Origin of the sequence: Actinoplanes sp. NPDC051346, assembly GCF_040682215.1 — a bacterium.
GTDB lineage: Bacteria > Actinomycetota > Actinomycetes > Mycobacteriales > Micromonosporaceae > Actinoplanes.
This window is the reverse complement of record NZ_JBFBAJ010000015.1, coordinates 63,586-81,369: the sequence shown is the minus strand read 5'-3', so window position 1 is coordinate 81,369 and position 17,784 is coordinate 63,586. Positions and strand designations below refer to the sequence as shown.

The window sequence follows — 17,784 nt, the reverse complement described above, 5'->3', positions numbered from 1 at the left end:
TTACATCCACAGAAACAACGAAAGGTTGCCTGATATGGCGAAGCTCAGCACCGACGAGCTGCTCGGCGCGTTCAAGGAAATGACCCTGATCGAGCTCTCCGACTTCGTGAAGCAGTTCGAAGAGGTCTTCGAGGTCACCGCCGCGGCTCCGGTCGCGATCGCCGGCCCGGCCGGCCCGTCCAACGACGGCCCGGGCGAGGTCGAGAAGGACTCGTTCGACGTCGTCCTCGAGGCCGACGGTGGCAAGAAGATCCAGGTCATCAAGGTCGTGCGCGAGCTGACCGGCCTGGGCCTCAAGGAGGCCAAGGACGCCGTCGAGGCCGCCCCCAAGGCGATCCTCGAGGGTGTCAACAAGGAGAAGGCCGAGGAGGCCAAGGCCAAGCTCGAGGGCGAAGGCGCCAAGGTCACCCTCAAGTGATCTGAGGCTTCACCGCTTCTCTCGTCGCAGGCGAGGGCCCGTTCGCGGGTCCTCGCCTGCGTCTGTTTCGGTGCGTTATGGCTGTTCAGACGGGCAGTGATCGGTGGTCGGCTAGCCGACGGGCAAAAGGCATGACCAGCAACAATTGCTGCGCTAAGGTCTCTTTGCCCCGTCCGGCGGACGACGGCACAGGTTCGACCCGCGGCACAACCCTTGACTGTGTGTCCGCCGACAGGCACGCTGACATCAGCAAGTTTCCGCGCTTGCGACAGCCGCCCTGTGGGTATGCCCCCTTCTGACGGGTCCCACAGACCGGCACCGAGGGAGAAACGCCGCGTTCCGAGCGGCCCCGCACGAGGCACTGACCGTGGAAGCGCAGGTCAGAGGCCGCGGGGGCACGTTCCGCAGGCTTCTCCCGGTGTGGGCTGGACAGCGGTTAGCCGAGCGGCTACACTGCTAGTTTGCGCTGCCTTCTGCCTTGAGCCCTGCAGGGAGATCCATCCGGATGACTTCCTGGGGGTTCATTGGAGTGCCCAGAGCGGTAACCACAGCGGTTAGCAGCGCAGACAGTTGCACCAGCAGCTCAGCCGCATCAGCAGCACCGGTCCTCGGAAGGACGCATCTTGGCAGCTTCCCGCCCTGCGAAGACCAGTCGTACGTCGAGCGCTTACGCTCCCCGCCGTATCTCTTTCGGCAGGATCACCGAGCAACTTGAGGTCCCCAACCTCCTTGCCCTCCAGACGGATTCCTTCGACTGGCTAGTAGGCAACGAGGCATGGCAGGCCCGATCGACGGACGATCCGCACGCCCTGTCGGGCCTCGCAGAGATCCTCGAAGAGATCAGTCCCATTGAGGACTTCTCCGGCACAATGTCGCTGTCCTTCTCCTCTCCGCGCTTCGACGAGGTCAAGGCCTCGATCGAGGAGTGCAAGGAGAAGGACCTGACCTACTGCGCACCGCTGTTCGTGACCGCGGAGTTCACCAACAACACCACTGGCGAGATCAAGAGCCAGACCGTGTTCATGGGTGACTTCCCGATGATGACCCCCAAGGGGACGTTCATCATCAACGGCACCGAGCGCGTCGTGGTGAGTCAGCTCGTCCGCTCGCCGGGCGTGTACTTCACGAAGGAGCCGGACAAGACCTCCGACCGCGACCTCTCCAGCGTCAAGGTCATCCCGAGCCGGGGTGCCTGGCTCGAGTTCGACATCGACAAGCGCGACACCGTCGGTGTCCGCATCGACCGCAAGCGTCGGCAGGCCGTCACGGTTCTGCTGAAGGCGGTCGGTTGGTCGGCGGAGCAGATCCGCGAGCGGTTCGGCTGGTCCGAGCTGCTCATGACGACGCTCGAGAAGGACCACATCGCGGGGCAGGACGAGGCTCTGCTCGACATCTACCGCAAGCTCCGTCCTGGCGAGCCCCCGACCCGCGAGAACGCGCAGACCCTGCTCGACAACCTCTTCTTCAACCCGAAGAGGTACGACGTCGCCAAGGTCGGCCGCTACAAGTTCAACAAGAAGCTGGACATCGACGTTCCGATCGTCCGCGGCACCCTCACCGAAGAAGACATCGTCAAGACCGTCGACTACCTCTGCCGGCTGCACGCCGGTGAGGAGGGTTACGAGCCCGACGACATCGACCACTTCGGCAACCGGCGCCTGCGTACGGTCGGCGAGCTGATCCAGAACCAGGTCCGTGTCGGCCTGTCCCGCATGGAGCGCGTCGTCCGCGAGCGCATGACCACGCAGGACGTCGAGGCGATCACGCCGCAGACGCTGATCAACATCCGCCCGATCACGGCGGCGATCCGCGAGTTCTTCGGCACCTCGCAGCTGTCGCAGTTCATGGACCAGACCAACCCGCTGGCGGGCCTGACCCACCGGCGCCGGCTGAGCGCGCTCGGCCCCGGTGGTCTGTCCCGGGAGCGGGCGGGCTTCGAGGTCCGTGACGTGCACCCGTCCCACTATGGCCGGATGTGCCCGATCGAGACGCCGGAAGGCCCGAACATCGGCCTGATCGGTGCCCTCTCGACCTTCGCGCGGGTGAACCCGTTCGGTTTCGTCGAGACCCCGTACCGCAAGGTGGAGAACGGCGTCGTCACCGACGAGGTCCACTACCTGACGGCGGACGAGGAAGACCGGTACATCAAGGCGCAGGCGAACGCCAAGCTCGCCAGCGACAATACGTTCGCCGAGGACCGCGTCCTGGTTCGCCGTAAGGGCGGTGAGGTCGACTACGTGCCCGGCACGGACGTGGACTACATGGACGTCTCGCCGCGGCAGATGACCTCCGTCGCGACCGCGATGATCCCGTTCCTCGAGCACGACGACGCCAACCGCGCGCTCATGGGCGCGAACATGCAGCGTCAGGCCGTGCCGCTGGTCAAGGCCGAGGCGCCGCTGGTCGGCACCGGCATGGAGTACCGTGCCGCGGTCGACGCCGGTGACGTGGTCGTGGCCGAGGTCGGCGGCGTGGTCGAGGACCTGTGCGCCGACTACGTGACGGTGCACCAGGACGACGGCCACCGCCGCACGTACCTGCTGCACAAGTTCCGTCGCAGCAACGCCGGCTCCTGCGTCAACCAGAAGCCCGTCGTCTTCGAGGGCGACCGGGTCGAGGCCGGCCAGGTCGTCGCCGACGGTCCGTGCACCGACGAGGGGGAGATGGCCCTCGGCCGGAACCTGCTCGTGGCGTTCATGTGCTGGGAGGGTCACAACTACGAGGACGCGATCATCCTGTCGCAGCGCCTCGTGCAGCAGGACGTCCTCACCTCGATCCACATCGAGGAGCACGAGGTCGACGCCCGCGACACCAAGCTCGGCCCGGAAGAGATCACCCGCGACATCCCCAACGTCAGCGAGGAAATGCTCGCCGACCTGGACGAGCGCGGCATCATCCGGATCGGTGCCGAGGTCGTGCCCGGCGACATCCTGGTCGGCAAGGTCACGCCCAAGGGCGAGACCGAGCTGACCCCGGAGGAGCGGCTGCTCCGCGCGATCTTCGGTGAGAAGGCCCGGGAAGTCCGGGACACCTCGCTGAAGGTGCCGCACGGCGAGACCGGCACGGTCATCGGCGTCCGCACGTTCTCCCGCGAGGACGGCGACGAGCTGCCTCCGGGCGTGAACGAGCTGGTCCGGGTCTACGTCGCCCAGAAGCGCAAGATCCAGGACGGTGACAAGCTCGCGGGCCGGCACGGCAACAAGGGCGTCATCTCCAAGATCCTGCCGGTCGAGGACATGCCGTTCCTGGAGGACGGCACGCCTGTCGACATCGTGCTCAACCCGCTGGGTGTGCCCTCGCGTATGAACATCGGCCAGGTCCTGGAGACCCACCTCGGGTGGATCGCCAAGACGGGCTGGTCGGTCGAGGGCGACGACGCCGACTGGAAGCGGCAGCTGCGGGCCATCGAGGCGCACGAGTCCCCCGCGGACTCGAACACCGCGACCCCGGTCTTCGACGGCGCGCAGGAGGAGGAGATCAAGGGTCTCCTCCAGTCCACGCTCGTCAACCGCGACGGCAAGCGGCTGGTCAACGGCGACGGCAAGGCGCAGCTCTTCGACGGTCGCTCCGGCGAGCCGCTGCCCGACCCGATCTCCGTCGGCTACGTGTACATCCTCAAGCTGAACCACCTGGTCGACGACAAGATTCACGCTCGTTCGACCGGCCCGTACTCGATGATCACGCAGCAGCCGCTGGGTGGTAAGGCGCAGTTCGGTGGCCAGCGGTTCGGCGAGATGGAGTGCTGGGCGATGCAGGCCTATGGCGCGGCATACGCGCTGCAGGAGCTGCTCACCATCAAGTCCGACGACGTCCTGGGCCGCGTGAAGGTCTACGAGGCCATCGTCAAGGGCGAGAACATCCCGGAGCCGGGTATCCCCGAGTCCTTCAAGGTGCTTCTCAAGGAACTCCAGTCGCTGTGCCTGAACGTCGAGGTGCTCTCCAGCGACGGTGTGGCCTTGGAGATGCGCGAGACGGACGACGAGGTCTTCCGGGCCGCGGAGGAACTCGGCATCGACCTGTCCCGGCGCCCGAACGAGGGCGTCAGCAGCGTCGAAGAGATCTGACGGACGGCGTCCCTGGCGGTGACAACCACCAGGGACGCCCCCGCCGCCTGGAATTTATCCGAGCAACGAAACACGAGGGATAGTCCAAGTGCTCGACGTCAACTTCTTCGACGAGTTGCGCATCGGCCTTGCTACCGCTGACGACATCCGGCAGTGGTCGCACGGCGAGGTCAAGAAGCCCGAGACGATCAACTACCGCACGCTCAAGCCCGAGAAGGACGGACTCTTCTGCGAGAAGATCTTCGGTCCTCAGCGGGACTGGGAGTGCTACTGCGGCAAGTACAAGCGGGTCCGGTTCAAGGGCATCATCTGTGAGCGCTGCGGCGTCGAGGTGACCCGGTCCAAGGTCCGCCGTGAGCGCATGGGTCACATCGAGCTGGCCGCGTCGGTCACGCACATCTGGTACTTCAAGGGTGTGCCGAGCCGGCTGGGTTACCTGCTCGACCTCGCGCCCAAGGACCTCGAGAAGATCATCTACTTCGCCTCGTACGTGGTCACGAGCGTGGACGCCGAGGCGCGTCACCGCGACATGTCCACCATCGAGAACGAGATCTTCGCCGAGAAGCGGCAGTCCGAGAACGGGCGTGACTCGGAGATCGAGAAGCGTGCCGCGAAGCTCGAGCAGGACCTTGCCGAGCTGGAGGCCGAGGGCGCCAAGGCGGACGTGCGCCGCAAGGTCAAGGAGGCTGGCGAGCGCGAGATGCGCCAGATCCGTGACAAGGCGCAGCGCGAGATCGACCGGCTCGACGAGGTGCTCGACACCTTCCGCAAGCTCGACGTGAAGCAGCTCGTCACCGACGAACTGCTCTACCGCGAGCTGCGTGACCGTTTCGGTGAGTACTTCACCGGCGGCATGGGCGCCGAGGCGATCAAGGCGCTGCTCGAGAACATGGACCTCGACGCCGAGGCCGAGCTGCTGCGCGAGATCATCCGCACCGGCAAGGGCCAGCGCAAGATCCGTGCGCTCAAGCGGCTCAAGGTCGTCGCCGCGTTCCTGAACACCCGCAACTCGCCGCTGGGCATGGTCCTGGACTGCGTCCCGGTCATCCCGCCGGACCTGCGCCCGATGGTGCAGCTCGACGGTGGCCGCTTCGCGACCAGCGACCTGAACGACCTGTACCGCCGGGTCATCAACCGCAACAACCGGCTCAAGCGCCTGATCGACCTGGGCGCGCCCGAGATCATCGTCAACAACGAGAAGCGGATGCTGCAGGAGGCCGTCGACGCGCTGTTCGACAACGGCCGCCGCGGCCGGCCGGTCACCGGCCCGGGTAACCGCCCGCTGAAGTCGCTGTCCGACATGCTCAAGGGCAAGCAGGGCCGGTTCCGGCAGAACCTGCTGGGTAAGCGCGTCGACTACTCCGGCCGTTCCGTCATCGTCGTCGGCCCCCGGCTCAAGCTGCACCAGTGCGGCCTGCCGAAGCAGATGGCGCTGGAGCTGTTCAAGCCGTTCGTGATGAAGCGCCTGGTGGATCTCAACCACGCGCAGAACATCAAGTCGGCCAAGCGCATGGTCGAGCGGCAGCGCCCGGTCGTGTGGGACGTCCTGGAAGAGGTCATCAGCGAGCACCCCGTGCTGCTGAACCGCGCGCCGACGCTGCACCGCCTCGGCATCCAGGCCTTCGAGCCGCAGCTGGTCGAGGGCAAGGCGATCCAGATCCACCCGCTCGTCTGTACGGCGTTCAACGCCGACTTCGACGGTGACCAGATGGCGGTCCACGTGCCGCTGTCGGCCGAGGCGCAGGCCGAGGCCCGGATCCTGATGCTCTCGTCGAACAACATCCTCAAGCCGGCCGACGGCAAGCCCGTGACCATGCCGACCCAGGACATGGTCATCGGCCTCTACTACCTGACGCACCAGACCGCTGGTGCCAAGGGCGAGGGCCGGGTCTTCAGCTCGGACGCCGAGGCTCGGATGGCGTTCGACAACGGCGAGCTGCACCTGCAGGCGCTGGTCAAGATCCGCCTCCCCGAGGTGCTCGAGGTCGACAACGGTGCCCGCCAGGCCGCGTGGGCCCGGCCGGAGGGCTGGGAGTCGGGCGACAAGCTGCTCGTCGAGACCACCCTGGGCCGGGTGCTCTTCAACGAGACGCTGCCGCCGGGCTACCGCTACGTCAACTACGAGATCCGCAAGGGTCAGCTCTCCGCGATCGTCAACGACCTCGCCGAGCGCTTCCCCAAGGTCGCCCTGGCCGCGACCCTGGACGCGCTCAAGGAGGCCGGCTTCCACTGGGCCACCTGGTCCGGTGTGACGATCGGTATGGGCGACGTCATCGGTCCTCCGCGCAAGCCGGAGATCCTCGCCCGCTACCAGGGCGAGGCCGACAAGATCGACAAGCAGTACCAGCGTGGTCTGATCACCGTCGAGGAGCGTCGTAGCGAGCTCATCGACATCTGGACCAAGGCGACCAACGAGATCTCCAAGGAGATGGAGACGGCGCTGCCGCAGGAGAACCCGCTCTGGGTCATGATCAACTCCGGCGCCCGCGGTAACCTCCTTCAGCTCCGGCAGATCGCCGCGATCCGTGGTCTGGTGGCCAACCCCAAGGGCGAGATCATCCCGCGGCCGATCACCTCGTCGTACCGCGAGGGTCTGACCGTGCTGGAGTACTTCATCTCCACCCACGGTGCCCGTAAGGGTCTGGCCGACACCGCGCTGCGTACCGCCGACTCGGGTTACCTGACCCGGCGTCTGGTGGACGTCTCGCAGGACGTCATCATCCGCGAGGAGGACTGCGGCACCGACCGCGCGATCCCGATGCAGGTGGCGGACAAGCTGGACGACGGTTCCCTCGTCGTGCACACGCACGCCGAGACCGGCGTGCACGCCCGGACGCTGGCCGACGACATCGACGACGCGCAGGGCAACCGCGTGGTGTCGCGTGGCGACGACCTCAACTCGATCCTGGTCGACAAGCTCGTGGCCGCAGGCGTCGAGAACGTCCGCGTCCGCAGCGTGCTGACCTGTGAGTCGAAGCTGGGCGTCTGCGCGGCCTGCTACGGCCGCTCGCTGCCGACCGGCAAGTCGGTCGACATCGGCGAGGCGGTCGGCATCATCGCCGCCCAGTCCATCGGTGAGCCGGGTACGCAGCTGACGATGCGTACCTTCCACACCGGTGGTGTCGCGGGTGAGGACATCACCCAGGGTCTGCCGCGTGTGCAGGAGATCTTCGAGGCCCGCGTGCCCAAGGGCAAGGCGCCCATCGCCGACACCCCGGGTCGCGTGCGCATCGAGGACGGCGAGCGCTCGCGGAAGATCATCGTGATCCCGGACGACGGCAGCGACGAGATCGTGTACGACAAGATCTCGAAGCGCGTCAAGCTGCGGGCCCACGACGGCGACCACGTGAACGTCGGCGAGAAGCTCACCGAGGGCACCATCGACCCGCACGAGCTGCTGCGGATCATGGGTCCGCGGGCGGTCCAGGTCCACCTGACCAGTGAGGTCCAGGAGGTCTACCGCTCGCAGGGTGTGCTCATCCACGACAAGCACATCGAGATCATCATTCGCCAGATGCTCAAGCGGGTGACGGTCATCGACTCGGGTGCCTCGGAGTTCCTGCCGGGCGTTCTGGTCGACCGGGCGCTCTTCGAGTCGGAGAACCGCCGGCTCGTGGGCGAGGGCGGGGAGCCCGCCGCCGGTCGTCCGGTGCTCATGGGTATCACCAAGGCCTCGCTGGCGACCGACTCCTGGCTCTCGGCGGCCTCCTTCCAGGAGACCACCCGGGTGCTCACCGACGCTGCGATCAACTCGCGCAGCGACTCGCTGGTGGGCCTCAAGGAGAACGTCATCATCGGTAAGCTCATCCCGGCCGGTACGGGCATCAGCAAGTACCGCAACATCCGGGTCGAGCCGACCGAGGAAGCGAAGGCGAAGGTGTACTCGATGACCGGGTACCCCGAGACCGACTACGGCTTCGGGCCGGCCAGCGGGCAGGCTGTGCCGCTGGACGACTTCGACTTCGGGTCGTATCGCTAGGGTCTGAGAACACCGGGTGGGGCGGTCGCGTAACGCGGCCGCCCCACTTGCGTTCAGGCGCCCTCTCCCGGCCCTCCGTCCCCACGGGTAGGGCGGGGGCACGGAAGGGTGCTTCTGGTAGCGCAGGGGCCCTCTGAACGGCTTCGAAGGCGGAAAGGCCGGGCCGACCCGATGCCTGGGCGGGCGCGGCCGGTAAGGATGGAGGCGTGACCACTTCAGCCGCACCGCCGCGCCACCCGATGGACCCGGACCCGGTGGGCTCGACGAAGGCCCGCGCCGTTTTCGCCCTCGGGCTGGTCGGCCTGCTGACCGGACCGCTGGTCGGCGGCGTGATTCCCGCCACGCTCGCCCTGCTGCTGAGTCGCCGGGTCCACCGCGAGCTGTGGGTGTCCGGCGGCTACCTCACCGGCGGCCGCTGGCTGCGGCGCGGTCGTGCCCTGGCCTGGGCGGGGATAGTGCTCGCGATCACCACGCTGGTGATCGCGGTCATCGCCGCGCTACTGCACGTCGCCGGCACGCCGGGCCAGGACTTCGATCCCGGCACCAACTGAGGGCGGGCGCGGGCTGCGGCTCGCTCGTGCGGGTGACAAGCTGGGGTCATGACGCATTACCCGTCCGGTGGGCCGTCCCCGGTCGTGCCTCCGCCGCCGCATGACGGCGCGTGGTCGCCGGCCCGGGTCGATCCGGTGGCCGGCACCGAGTACGGCCTGGTCCACCTCACGGTCGTTCCGGCGATGTCCGGGCAGGCCACCGGGTCGCTGATCGCCGGCATCGCCTCGATCCTGGTGTCGACGCTGGTGCTCTGCTTCGGCCTGGTCGGCGCCGGCGAGGGTTGGGGCGCGTTGGTGGCGGGCGCGTTCGCACTGCTCGCGGTGCTCCTCGGCGCCGGGGCGGTGGCGGGCGCGCTGATCGCGATGCGTCAGATCCGCGGATCTGGGCTTGCGGGACGCCTGCGGTTCAAGGGCCGTGGAGTGGCTGTGGCAGGGTGCTGGTGCGGCGCGGTCGGGGCGGGAATCGCCCTGCTATCGCTGGTGTTGAGCATCATCGTCGGGGCCGCTTCGTGAGCGCCGCGCGGGCGTTCGGTGGATCGCTCGGCAGGACCGCGGAGCCGCCCGGTACAGTTGAACGTGCGGAGGTATCCCACCGTGCCCTGCGGGGGTCATTTTGACCCGTGGGGATGTGATGGGTAATCTTCTTCCTCGTGCCTGGGCTCGCCCGGGCAAGTCGTGCGTGCGCCCTTAGTCGTAGGCAAGACGGAACCAAAAAAGAGGGCAGCACCAAAGCCGGGCTTGATGGCCCGACACAGACAACCCGCCGCGTGTTCGAACGGACGCGCCGGGAAACCGCGAGCTGGGCGACACGCCCGACCGCGGGTGTGGGAGTCTCGACAGAGACTGCCTGCACACAAGGCATAACGAGACGGTGCGGCCGCTAGAAAACGGCGGCCGAAGGGAGCGGAGAAACCCGGTGCCCACGATCCAGCAGCTGGTCCGCAAGGGCCGCCAGGCGAAGACGAGCAAGACCAAGACGCCGGCGCTGAAGGGAAGTCCCCAGCGGCGCGGCGTGTGCACGCGCGTGTACACCACCACCCCCAAGAAGCCGAACTCTGCGCTGCGCAAGGTCGCTCGTGTGAAGCTCAGCAGCCAGATCGAGGTGACGGCGTACATCCCGGGCGTCGGCCACAACCTGCAGGAGCACTCGATCGTGCTCGTGCGTGGCGGTCGTGTGAAGGACCTTCCGGGCGTCCGCTACAAGATCGTCCGCGGTTCGCTGGACACCCAGGGTGTCCGCAACCGCAAGCAGGCCCGCAGCCGTTACGGCGCGAAGAAGGAGAAGAGCTGATATGCCGCGTAAGGGCCCTGCTCCGCGCCACCCGGTGGTTGCGGACCCGGTTTACAACTCGCCGCTGGTCACCCAGCTGGTGAACAAGATCCTGGTCGGCGGCAAGCGTCAGCTCGCCGAGCGGATCGTCTACGGCGCCCTCGAGGGCTGCCGTGAGAAGAACGGCACCGACCCCGTGGTGACGCTCAAGCGCGCCATGGACAACGTCAAGCCGACCCTCGAGGTCCGCAGCCGCCGCGTCGGTGGCGCGACCTACCAGGTGCCGGTCGAGGTTCGCACCCCGCGGCAGACCACCCTCGGTCTGCGCTGGCTGGTCCAGTACTCCAAGGCCCGCCGCGAGAAGACCATGATCGAGCGCCTGCAGAACGAGTTGCTCGACGCCAGCAACGGCCTCGGTGCCGCCGTCAAGCGGCGCGAGGACACCCACAAGATGGCGGAGTCCAACAAGGCCTTCGCGCACTACCGCTGGTAAGACCCCCGTTGCCGGCCCGGCACCCGCCGGGCCGGAACGCCGGTCCCACACCGGCCCCTCCGCGACATCCCGCGGAACACGGTCGACACGACGACGAAGAGTAGGGATTGCAGTGGCTGCCGCAGACGCGCTCGCCAAGGTTCGCAACATCGGCATCATGGCGCACATCGACGCTGGTAAGACCACGACGACCGAGCGCATCCTGTTCTACACCGGCATCACGTACAAGATCGGTGAAGTCCACGAGGGCGCGGCCGTCATGGACTGGATGGAGCAGGAACAGGAACGCGGTATCACCATCACTTCCGCCGCCACCAAGTGCGAGTGGAAGAACCACACGATCCAGATCATCGACACTCCCGGCCACGTGGACTTCACGGTCGAGGTCGAGCGGTCGCTGCGTGTGCTCGACGGTGCGGTCGCGGTCTACGACGGTGTCGCCGGCGTGGAGCCCCAGACGGAGAACGTCTGGCGGCAGGCGGACAAGTACGACGTCCCGCGTATGTGCTTCGTCAACAAGCTCGACCGGACCGGCGCGGACTTCTTCCGCTGCGTCCAGATGATGATCGACCGGCTCAACGCCACCCCGCTGGTGCTCCAGATCCCGATCGGGCTCGAGGGTGACCACATCGGTGTCGTCGACCTGATCGGCATGCGTGCCCTCACGTGGCGTGGCGAGACCCAGAAGGGCGAGGACTACGCGGTTGAGGAGGTCCCGGCCGACCTCGCCGAGTCCGCCGCCGAGTGGCGCGACAAGCTCATCGAGACCCTGGCCGACGTCGACGACGCGGTCATGGAGAAGTACCTCGAGGGCGAGGCGCTGTCCGAGGACGAGATCAAGGCCGCCATCCGGCGCGCCACGATCGCCAGCAAGGCCAACCCGGTGCTGTGCGGCTCGGCGTTCAAGAACAAGGGCGTTCAGCCCATGCTCGACGCCGTGGTGGAGTTCCTGCCATCGCCGCTCGACATCCCGGCCATCGAGGGCACCGCGACCGACGGTGAGACCCCGCTGCTGCGCAAGCCCTCCAATGACGAGCCCTTCTCGGCCCTGGCGTTCAAGATCCAGACCGACAAGCACCTCGGCAAGCTGACCTACGTGCGGGTCTACTCCGGCACGCTCGAGACCGGTACCCAGGTGATCAACTCCACCAAGGACCGCAAAGAGCGGATCGGCAAGATCTACCAGATGCACGCGAACAAGCGTGAAGAGCGCAACACCGCGCAGGCCGGCGACATCATCGCCGTCCAGGGTCTGAAGCAGACCACCACCGGTGACACGCTCTGCGACCCGGCCAAGCCGGTCATCCTGGAGTCGATGACCTTCCCGGAGCCGGTCATCCAGGTCGCCATCGAGCCGAAGACCAAGTCGGACCAGGAAAAGCTGGGCACCGCGATCCAGCGTCTGGCCGAGGAAGACCCGACCTTCCGCGTCTTCAACGACGAGGAGACCGGCCAGACGATCATCGCCGGCATGGGCGAGCTTCACCTGGACATCCTGGTGGACCGCATGCGCCGCGAGTTCAACGTCGAGGCCAACATCGGCAAGCCGCAGGTGGCGTACCGGGAGACGATCCGCGGCACCGTGGAGAAGTACACCTACGTCCACAAGAAGCAGACCGGTGGTTCGGGCCAGTACGCGAAGGTCGTCGTCAACGTCGAGCCGCTGTCGCTCGATGCCGACGGTCCCACGTACGAGTTCGTGAACGCGGTGACCGGTGGCCGCATCCCCAAGGAGTTCATCCCCTCGGTGGACGCGGGCGCGCAGGACTCCCTGCAGTACGGCGTCCTCGCCGGCTACCCGCTGGTCGGCGTGAAGTTCACGCTGGTCGACGGCCAGTACCACGAGGTCGACTCGTCCGAGATGGCGTTCAAGATCGCCGGCTCCATGGCGATGAAGGAAGTGGCCCGCAAGGCCGATCCCGCGCTGCTCGAGCCGATGATGTCCGTCGAGGTCACCACGCCCGAGGACAACATGGGCGACGTCATCGGCGACCTCAACTCCCGCCGTGGCATGATCCAGTCGATGGAGGAGCGCCACGGCGCCCGGGTCGTCAAGGCCCTCGTGCCGCTCTCCGAGATGTTCGGCTACGTCGGCGACCTGCGGTCGAAGACGGCTGGCCGGGCTAGCTACAGCATGCAGTTCGACTCCTACGCCGAGGTCCCGCAAGGCGTGGCGAAGGAGATCATCGCTAAGGCCACTGGCGCCTGACGCGTTGAGGCGCGTGCGGTTCGTCGAGAACCGCACGCGCACGAGCAGTCGACAGAGTCCTAATCGCCTTATCGGCGTGCCGGGCGAGAGAAGAAACCCCAGTCCACAGGAGGACACCAGTGGCGAAGGCGAAGTTCGAGCGGACTAAGCCGCACGTCAACATCGGCACCATTGGTCACATCGACCACGGTAAGACGACGCTGACTGCGGCCATCACGAAGGTCCTGCACGACGAATACCCGGACCTGAACCCGTACACCCCGTTCGACGAGATCGACAAGGCGCCTGAAGAGAAGGCCCGTGGTATCACGATCTCGATCGCGCACGTCGAGTACCAGACCGCGGCGCGTCACTACGCGCACGTGGACTGCCCCGGCCACGCCGACTACATCAAGAACATGATCACCGGTGCCGCGCAGATGGACGGCGCGATCCTGGTGGTCGCGGCGACCGACGGCCCGATGCCGCAGACCAAGGAGCACGTCCTCCTGGCCCGCCAGGTCGGCGTTCCCTACATCGTCGTCGCCCTGAACAAGAGCGACATGGTCGAGGACGAGGAGCTCCTGGAGCTCGTCGAGCTCGAGGTCCGCGAGCTGCTGAGCACCTACGAGTTCCCGGGCGACGACCTTCCGGTCGTGCGCGTCTCGGCGCTCAAGGCGCTCGAGGGTGACTCGGAGTGGACCGGCAAGCTCATGGAGCTGATGAACGCGGTCGACACCGCGATCCCGCAGCCCGAGCGTGAGACCGAGAAGCCGTTCCTCATGCCGATCGAGGACGTCTTCACGATCACCGGTCGTGGCACGGTCGTCACCGGCCGGGCCGAGCGCGGCATCCTCAAGCCGAACGAGGAGGTCGAGATCGTGGGTATCCGCGAGAAGTCGACCAAGACCGTTTGCACCGGCATCGAGATGTTCCGCAAGCTGCTCGACGAGGCCCGCGCGGGCGAGAACGTCGGCCTCCTGCTGCGCGGTATCAAGCGCGAGGACGTCGAGCGCGGCATGGTCGTCGTCAAGCCCGGCTCGAGCACTCCGCACACGGAGTTCGAGGGCCAGGTCTACATCCTCTCGAAGGAGGAGGGCGGCCGTCACACGCCGTTCTTCCAGAACTACCGCCCGCAGTTCTACTTCCGCACCACGGACGTCACCGGCGTCGTCACGCTGCCCGAGGGCACCGAGATGGTCATGCCGGGCGACTCCACCTCCATGTCGGTCAAGCTGATCCAGCCGATCGCCATGGAGCAGGGCCTGAAGTTCGCGATCCGTGAGGGTGGCCGCACCGTCGGCGCCGGAACGGTCACGAAGATCAACGTCTGATTGAGGATCGGTCACGACTGTTCTGGGGCGGCGTCGCTGTGACGCGCGACTCAGGGCAGGTCGTGAACGGCCCCCAACGGTGACCCCGATTAGGAATGCCGCGATCGATACGGCATACTAGTCAGGTTGCGTCCGCGCAGGGTGGTTGGCTGCCTTCGCAGTTCTCGGCAGCCGACCACCCTCGCCCGGTGTCCGGCGTGTGTTAGAGCCGCCGGTCGCCCCGATCCCGACGGATGGGGCTGCTCCCCACGGAGTTGCCCCGCGGGCATGACCGCTCCAGATTCTTGGGGCGGAGCCTGGTTCCACAGCGCGACACGCCCGACCGCGGGGGTCGGACAACGCAGGATCAACGGTCCTGCGGGCATGCGAGGGCCACCGCTTTCGCACGTAGCGGCATCGAGAGAAGGAAACAGAAGCCACCATGGCGGGACAGAAGATCCGCATCCGGCTCAAGGCCTATGACCACGAGGTCGTCGACTCCTCGGCACGGAAGATCGTCGAGACGGTGACGCGGACCGGGGCGCAGGTCGCGGGCCCGGTGCCGCTGCCCACGGAGATCAACCGTTTCTGCGTGATCCGTTCGCCGCACAAGTACAAGGACTCGCGCGAGCACTTCGAGATGCGCACGCACAAGCGTCTGATCGACATCATCGACCCGACTCCGAAGACGGTCGACTCGCTCATGCGCCTCGACCTGCCGGCTGGCGTCGACATCGAGATCAAGCTGTAGGGACCGGACAATGGACAGGCAAGTGAAGGGCATCCTGGGCGCCAAGCTCGGCATGACCCAGGTCTGGGACAACAACAAGGTCGTCCCGGTAACCGTGGTGCAGGCCGGCCCGTGCGTCGTGACCCAGGTCCGCACCCCCGAGACTGACGGCTACTCCGCGGTGCAGCTGGCTTACGGCCAGATCGACCCGCGCAAGGCGAACAAGCCGGAGAGTGGCCACTTCGCGAAGGCGGGTGTTTCGCCGCGCCGCCACCTCGTGGAGCTGCGCACCACCGACGCCGGTGAGTACGAGCTCGGCCACGAAGTCACCGTCGAGACGTTCGCGGCGGGTACGCCGATCGACGTCACCGGTAAGACCAAGGGCAAGGGCTACGCCGGTGTCATGAAGCGGCACGGCTTCCACGGCCTCAAGGGCAGCCACGGTGTCGAGCGCAAGCACCGCTCGCCCGGTTCGATCGGCGCCTGCGCCACCCCCGGACGTGTCTTCAAGGGCACCCGCATGGCGGGCCGGATGGGCGGCAAGCGCTTCACCGTGCAGAACCTCACGGTGCAGGCGGTCGACACCGAGAACAACCTGCTGCTCATCAAGGGCGCCGTTCCCGGCCCCAAGGGTGCGCTGATCCTGGTCCGTACGGCGGCGAAGAAGGGTGGTGCCAAGTGAGCTCGGTTGACGTCATCAACGCCGAGGGCACGAAGGCCGGCTCGGTCGAGCTGCCCGACGACATCTTCGACGTGCAGGCGAACATCCCGCTGATGCACCAGGTCGTCGTGGCTCAGCTTGCGGCAGCGCGGCAGGGTACGCACAAGGCGAAGACCCGCGGCGAGGTCGCCGGCGGCGGCAAGAAGCCGTACAAGCAGAAGGGCACCGGTCGCGCCCGTCAGGGCTCGATCCGCGCGCCGCAGTTCACCGGTGGTGGCGTCGTGCACGGCCCCGTGCCGCGTGACTACAGCCAGCGGACCCCGAAGAAGATGAAGGCCGCCGCCCTGCGTGGCGCCCTCTCCGACCGGGCCCGCGACGGCCGCGTCCACGTGGTCGAGGCGTTCATCGCCGACGGCACCCCGTCCACCAAGGCCGCCGTGGCGACCCTGCGTAAGGCGACCCAGTCCGTCAAGGTCCTGGTCGTGCTGAGCAGCCACGACGAGCTGAACTGGCTGTCGCTGCGCAACGAGCCGACCGTCCACCTCATCGAGGCCGGCCAGCTCAACACGTACGACGTGCTGGTCGCGGACGAGGTCGTCTTCACCAAGGAAGCGCTCGAGGAGTTCCTCGGCGTTCCGGCAGAGGCCACCGAGGAGGGGAACAAGTGAGCACGATCGCCGACCCGCGCGACATCATCGTCGCGCCCGTGGTCTCCGAGAAGAGCTACAGCGTTCTCGACCAGAACTGGTACACGTTCCTGGTCCACCCGGACGCCAACAAGACCGAGATCAAGATCGCGATCCAGCAGATCTTCGATGTCCGCGTGCTGACGGTGAACACCATCAACCGCCAGGGCAAGCGCAAGCGCACCAAGACGGGCTTCGGGCAGCGTAAAGCGACCAAGCGTGCCCTGGTGAAGCTGGCTGACGGTGACCGCATCGAGGCCTTCGGCGGCCCGGTCAGCTAAGGGGTTGTGAATCATGGGTATCCGTAAGTACAAGCCGACCACGCCGGGCCGTCGCGGCTCCAGCGTGGCGGACTTCGCCGAGATCACCCGGTCGACGCCGGAGAAGTCTCTGCTCGTTCCGCTGCCCAAGAAGGGTGGTCGCAACGTCCACGGCCGCATCACCACGCGGCACCAGGGCGGCGGTCACAAGCGGCAGTACCGGCTGATCGACTTCAAGCGCAACGACAAGGACGGCGTGCCGGCCAAGGTCGCTCACATCGAGTACGACCCCAACCGCACCGCCCGCATCGCGCTGCTGCACTACGCGGACGGCGAGAAGCGCTACATCATTGCGCCGAAGGACCTCAAGCAGGGTGACCGGGTCGAGTCGGGCCCCGGCTCGGACATCAAGCCGGGCAACAACCTGTCGCTGCGCAACATCCCGGTCGGTACGACGGTCCACAACGTGGAGCTTCGTCCCGGCGGTGGCGCCAAGCTCGGCCGTTCGGCCGGCGTCGGCATCCAGCTGCTCGGCCGTGAGGGTGCGTACGCCACGCTGCGTATGCCCTCGGGCGAGATCCGTCGCGTCGACGTGCGCTGCCGCGCCACCGTCGGCGAGATCGGCAACGCCGAACAGTCGAACATCAACTGGGGCAAGGCCGGCCGCATGCGGTGGAAGGGCAAGCGCCCGACCGTCCGTGGTGTCGCCATGAACCCGATCGACCACCCGCACGGTGGTGGTGAGGGCAAGACCTCCGGTGGTCGCCACCCGGTTAACCCGGCTGGTAAGCCGGAGGGCCGTACCCGCCGCAAGGGCCAGGAGAGCGACCGCATGATCGTTCGCCGCCGCTACGCCACCCGCAAGCGCGGGTAACGGGAGTTAAGAGATGCCTCGCAGCCTCAAGAAGGGCCCGTTCATCGACGACCACCTGCTCAAGAAGGTGGAAGTCCAGAACGAGAAGAACTCGAAGAACGTCATCAAGACCTGGTCGCGACGCTCGACGATCATCCCCGACATGCTCGGGCACACGATCGCCGTGCACGACGGGCGCAAGCACGTCCCGGTGTTCATCACCGAGGCCATGGTCGGGCACAAGCTCGGCGAGTTCGCTCTGACCCGCACGTTCAAGGGTCACGAGAAGGACGACCGCAAGAGCCGTCGTCGCTAAGC

Annotated in this window: 15 protein-coding genes; all 15 read left to right on the top strand. The window is 66.9% G+C overall.

Features of this window, described 5'->3' with window-relative positions; all coding sequences use genetic code 11:
- Positions 1–34: 34 nt before the first annotated feature.
- On the top strand, positions 35–418 hold the full coding sequence (gene rplL, locus AB0M36_RS31145) for a 50S ribosomal protein L7/L12 (RefSeq protein ID WP_364164741.1): 384 nt from the start codon (positions 35–37) through the stop codon (positions 416–418).
- Positions 419–1,041: 623 nt separating this feature from the next.
- Positions 1,042–4,482, top strand: a complete 3,441-nt coding sequence (locus AB0M36_RS31140) for a DNA-directed RNA polymerase subunit beta (protein ID WP_364164738.1) — start codon at positions 1,042–1,044, stop codon at positions 4,480–4,482.
- A gap of 88 nt (positions 4,483–4,570) precedes the next feature.
- Positions 4,571–8,461, top strand: a complete 3,891-nt coding sequence (locus AB0M36_RS31135; protein ID WP_364164735.1) for a DNA-directed RNA polymerase subunit beta' — start codon at positions 4,571–4,573, stop codon at positions 8,459–8,461.
- 239 nt (positions 8,462–8,700) lie between these two features.
- Positions 8,701–9,012 (top strand): hypothetical protein, encoded by a 312-nt coding sequence (locus AB0M36_RS31130; RefSeq protein ID WP_364164949.1) that lies wholly within the window; start codon positions 8,701–8,703, stop codon positions 9,010–9,012.
- Between the two features lie 48 nt (positions 9,013–9,060).
- Positions 9,061–9,525 (top strand): hypothetical protein, encoded by a 465-nt coding sequence (locus AB0M36_RS31125; RefSeq protein WP_364164732.1) that lies wholly within the window; start codon positions 9,061–9,063, stop codon positions 9,523–9,525.
- Positions 9,526–9,928: 403 nt separating this feature from the next.
- Entirely contained in the window at positions 9,929–10,303 is a 375-nt protein-coding gene (rpsL, locus tag AB0M36_RS31120) for a 30S ribosomal protein S12 (protein ID WP_014440718.1), read from the top strand.
- A 1-nt stretch (position 10,304) separates the two neighbouring features.
- Complete coding sequence (rpsG, locus tag AB0M36_RS31115) at positions 10,305–10,775, top strand: 30S ribosomal protein S7 (RefSeq protein ID WP_133873229.1); 471 nt, start codon at positions 10,305–10,307, stop codon at positions 10,773–10,775.
- 112 nt (positions 10,776–10,887) lie between these two features.
- Positions 10,888–12,984, top strand: a complete 2,097-nt coding sequence (gene fusA / locus AB0M36_RS31110) for an elongation factor G (RefSeq protein WP_364164729.1) — start codon at positions 10,888–10,890, stop codon at positions 12,982–12,984.
- Between the two features lie 119 nt (positions 12,985–13,103).
- Complete coding sequence (gene tuf, locus AB0M36_RS31105; protein WP_364164726.1) at positions 13,104–14,297, top strand: elongation factor Tu; 1,194 nt, start codon at positions 13,104–13,106, stop codon at positions 14,295–14,297.
- Positions 14,298–14,718: 421 nt separating this feature from the next.
- Complete coding sequence (gene rpsJ, locus AB0M36_RS31100) at positions 14,719–15,027, top strand: 30S ribosomal protein S10 (protein ID WP_007073037.1); 309 nt, start codon at positions 14,719–14,721, stop codon at positions 15,025–15,027.
- A gap of 10 nt (positions 15,028–15,037) precedes the next feature.
- Complete coding sequence (rplC, locus tag AB0M36_RS31095; protein WP_364164723.1) at positions 15,038–15,688, top strand: 50S ribosomal protein L3; 651 nt, start codon at positions 15,038–15,040, stop codon at positions 15,686–15,688.
- Positions 15,685–16,335: a 50S ribosomal protein L4 gene (gene rplD / locus AB0M36_RS31090; RefSeq protein WP_364164720.1), complete on the top strand. Its 651-nt coding sequence runs from the start codon at positions 15,685–15,687 to the stop codon at positions 16,333–16,335. The genes rplC and rplD overlap by 4 nt, the downstream gene beginning before the upstream one ends.
- Positions 16,332–16,634, top strand: a complete 303-nt coding sequence (gene rplW / locus AB0M36_RS31085) for a 50S ribosomal protein L23 (RefSeq protein ID WP_023358172.1) — start codon at positions 16,332–16,334, stop codon at positions 16,632–16,634. The genes rplD and rplW overlap by 4 nt, the downstream gene beginning before the upstream one ends.
- A 13-nt stretch (positions 16,635–16,647) precedes the next feature.
- Positions 16,648–17,487, top strand: coding sequence for a 50S ribosomal protein L2 (gene rplB, locus AB0M36_RS31080; RefSeq protein WP_364164717.1), 840 nt, complete (start codon positions 16,648–16,650; stop codon positions 17,485–17,487).
- A gap of 13 nt (positions 17,488–17,500) precedes the next feature.
- A complete protein-coding gene (gene rpsS / locus AB0M36_RS31075; RefSeq protein ID WP_071803322.1) occupies positions 17,501–17,782 on the top strand; it encodes a 30S ribosomal protein S19 in 282 nt (93 codons plus the stop codon).
- The last annotated feature ends 2 nt before the right edge of the window (positions 17,783–17,784 follow it).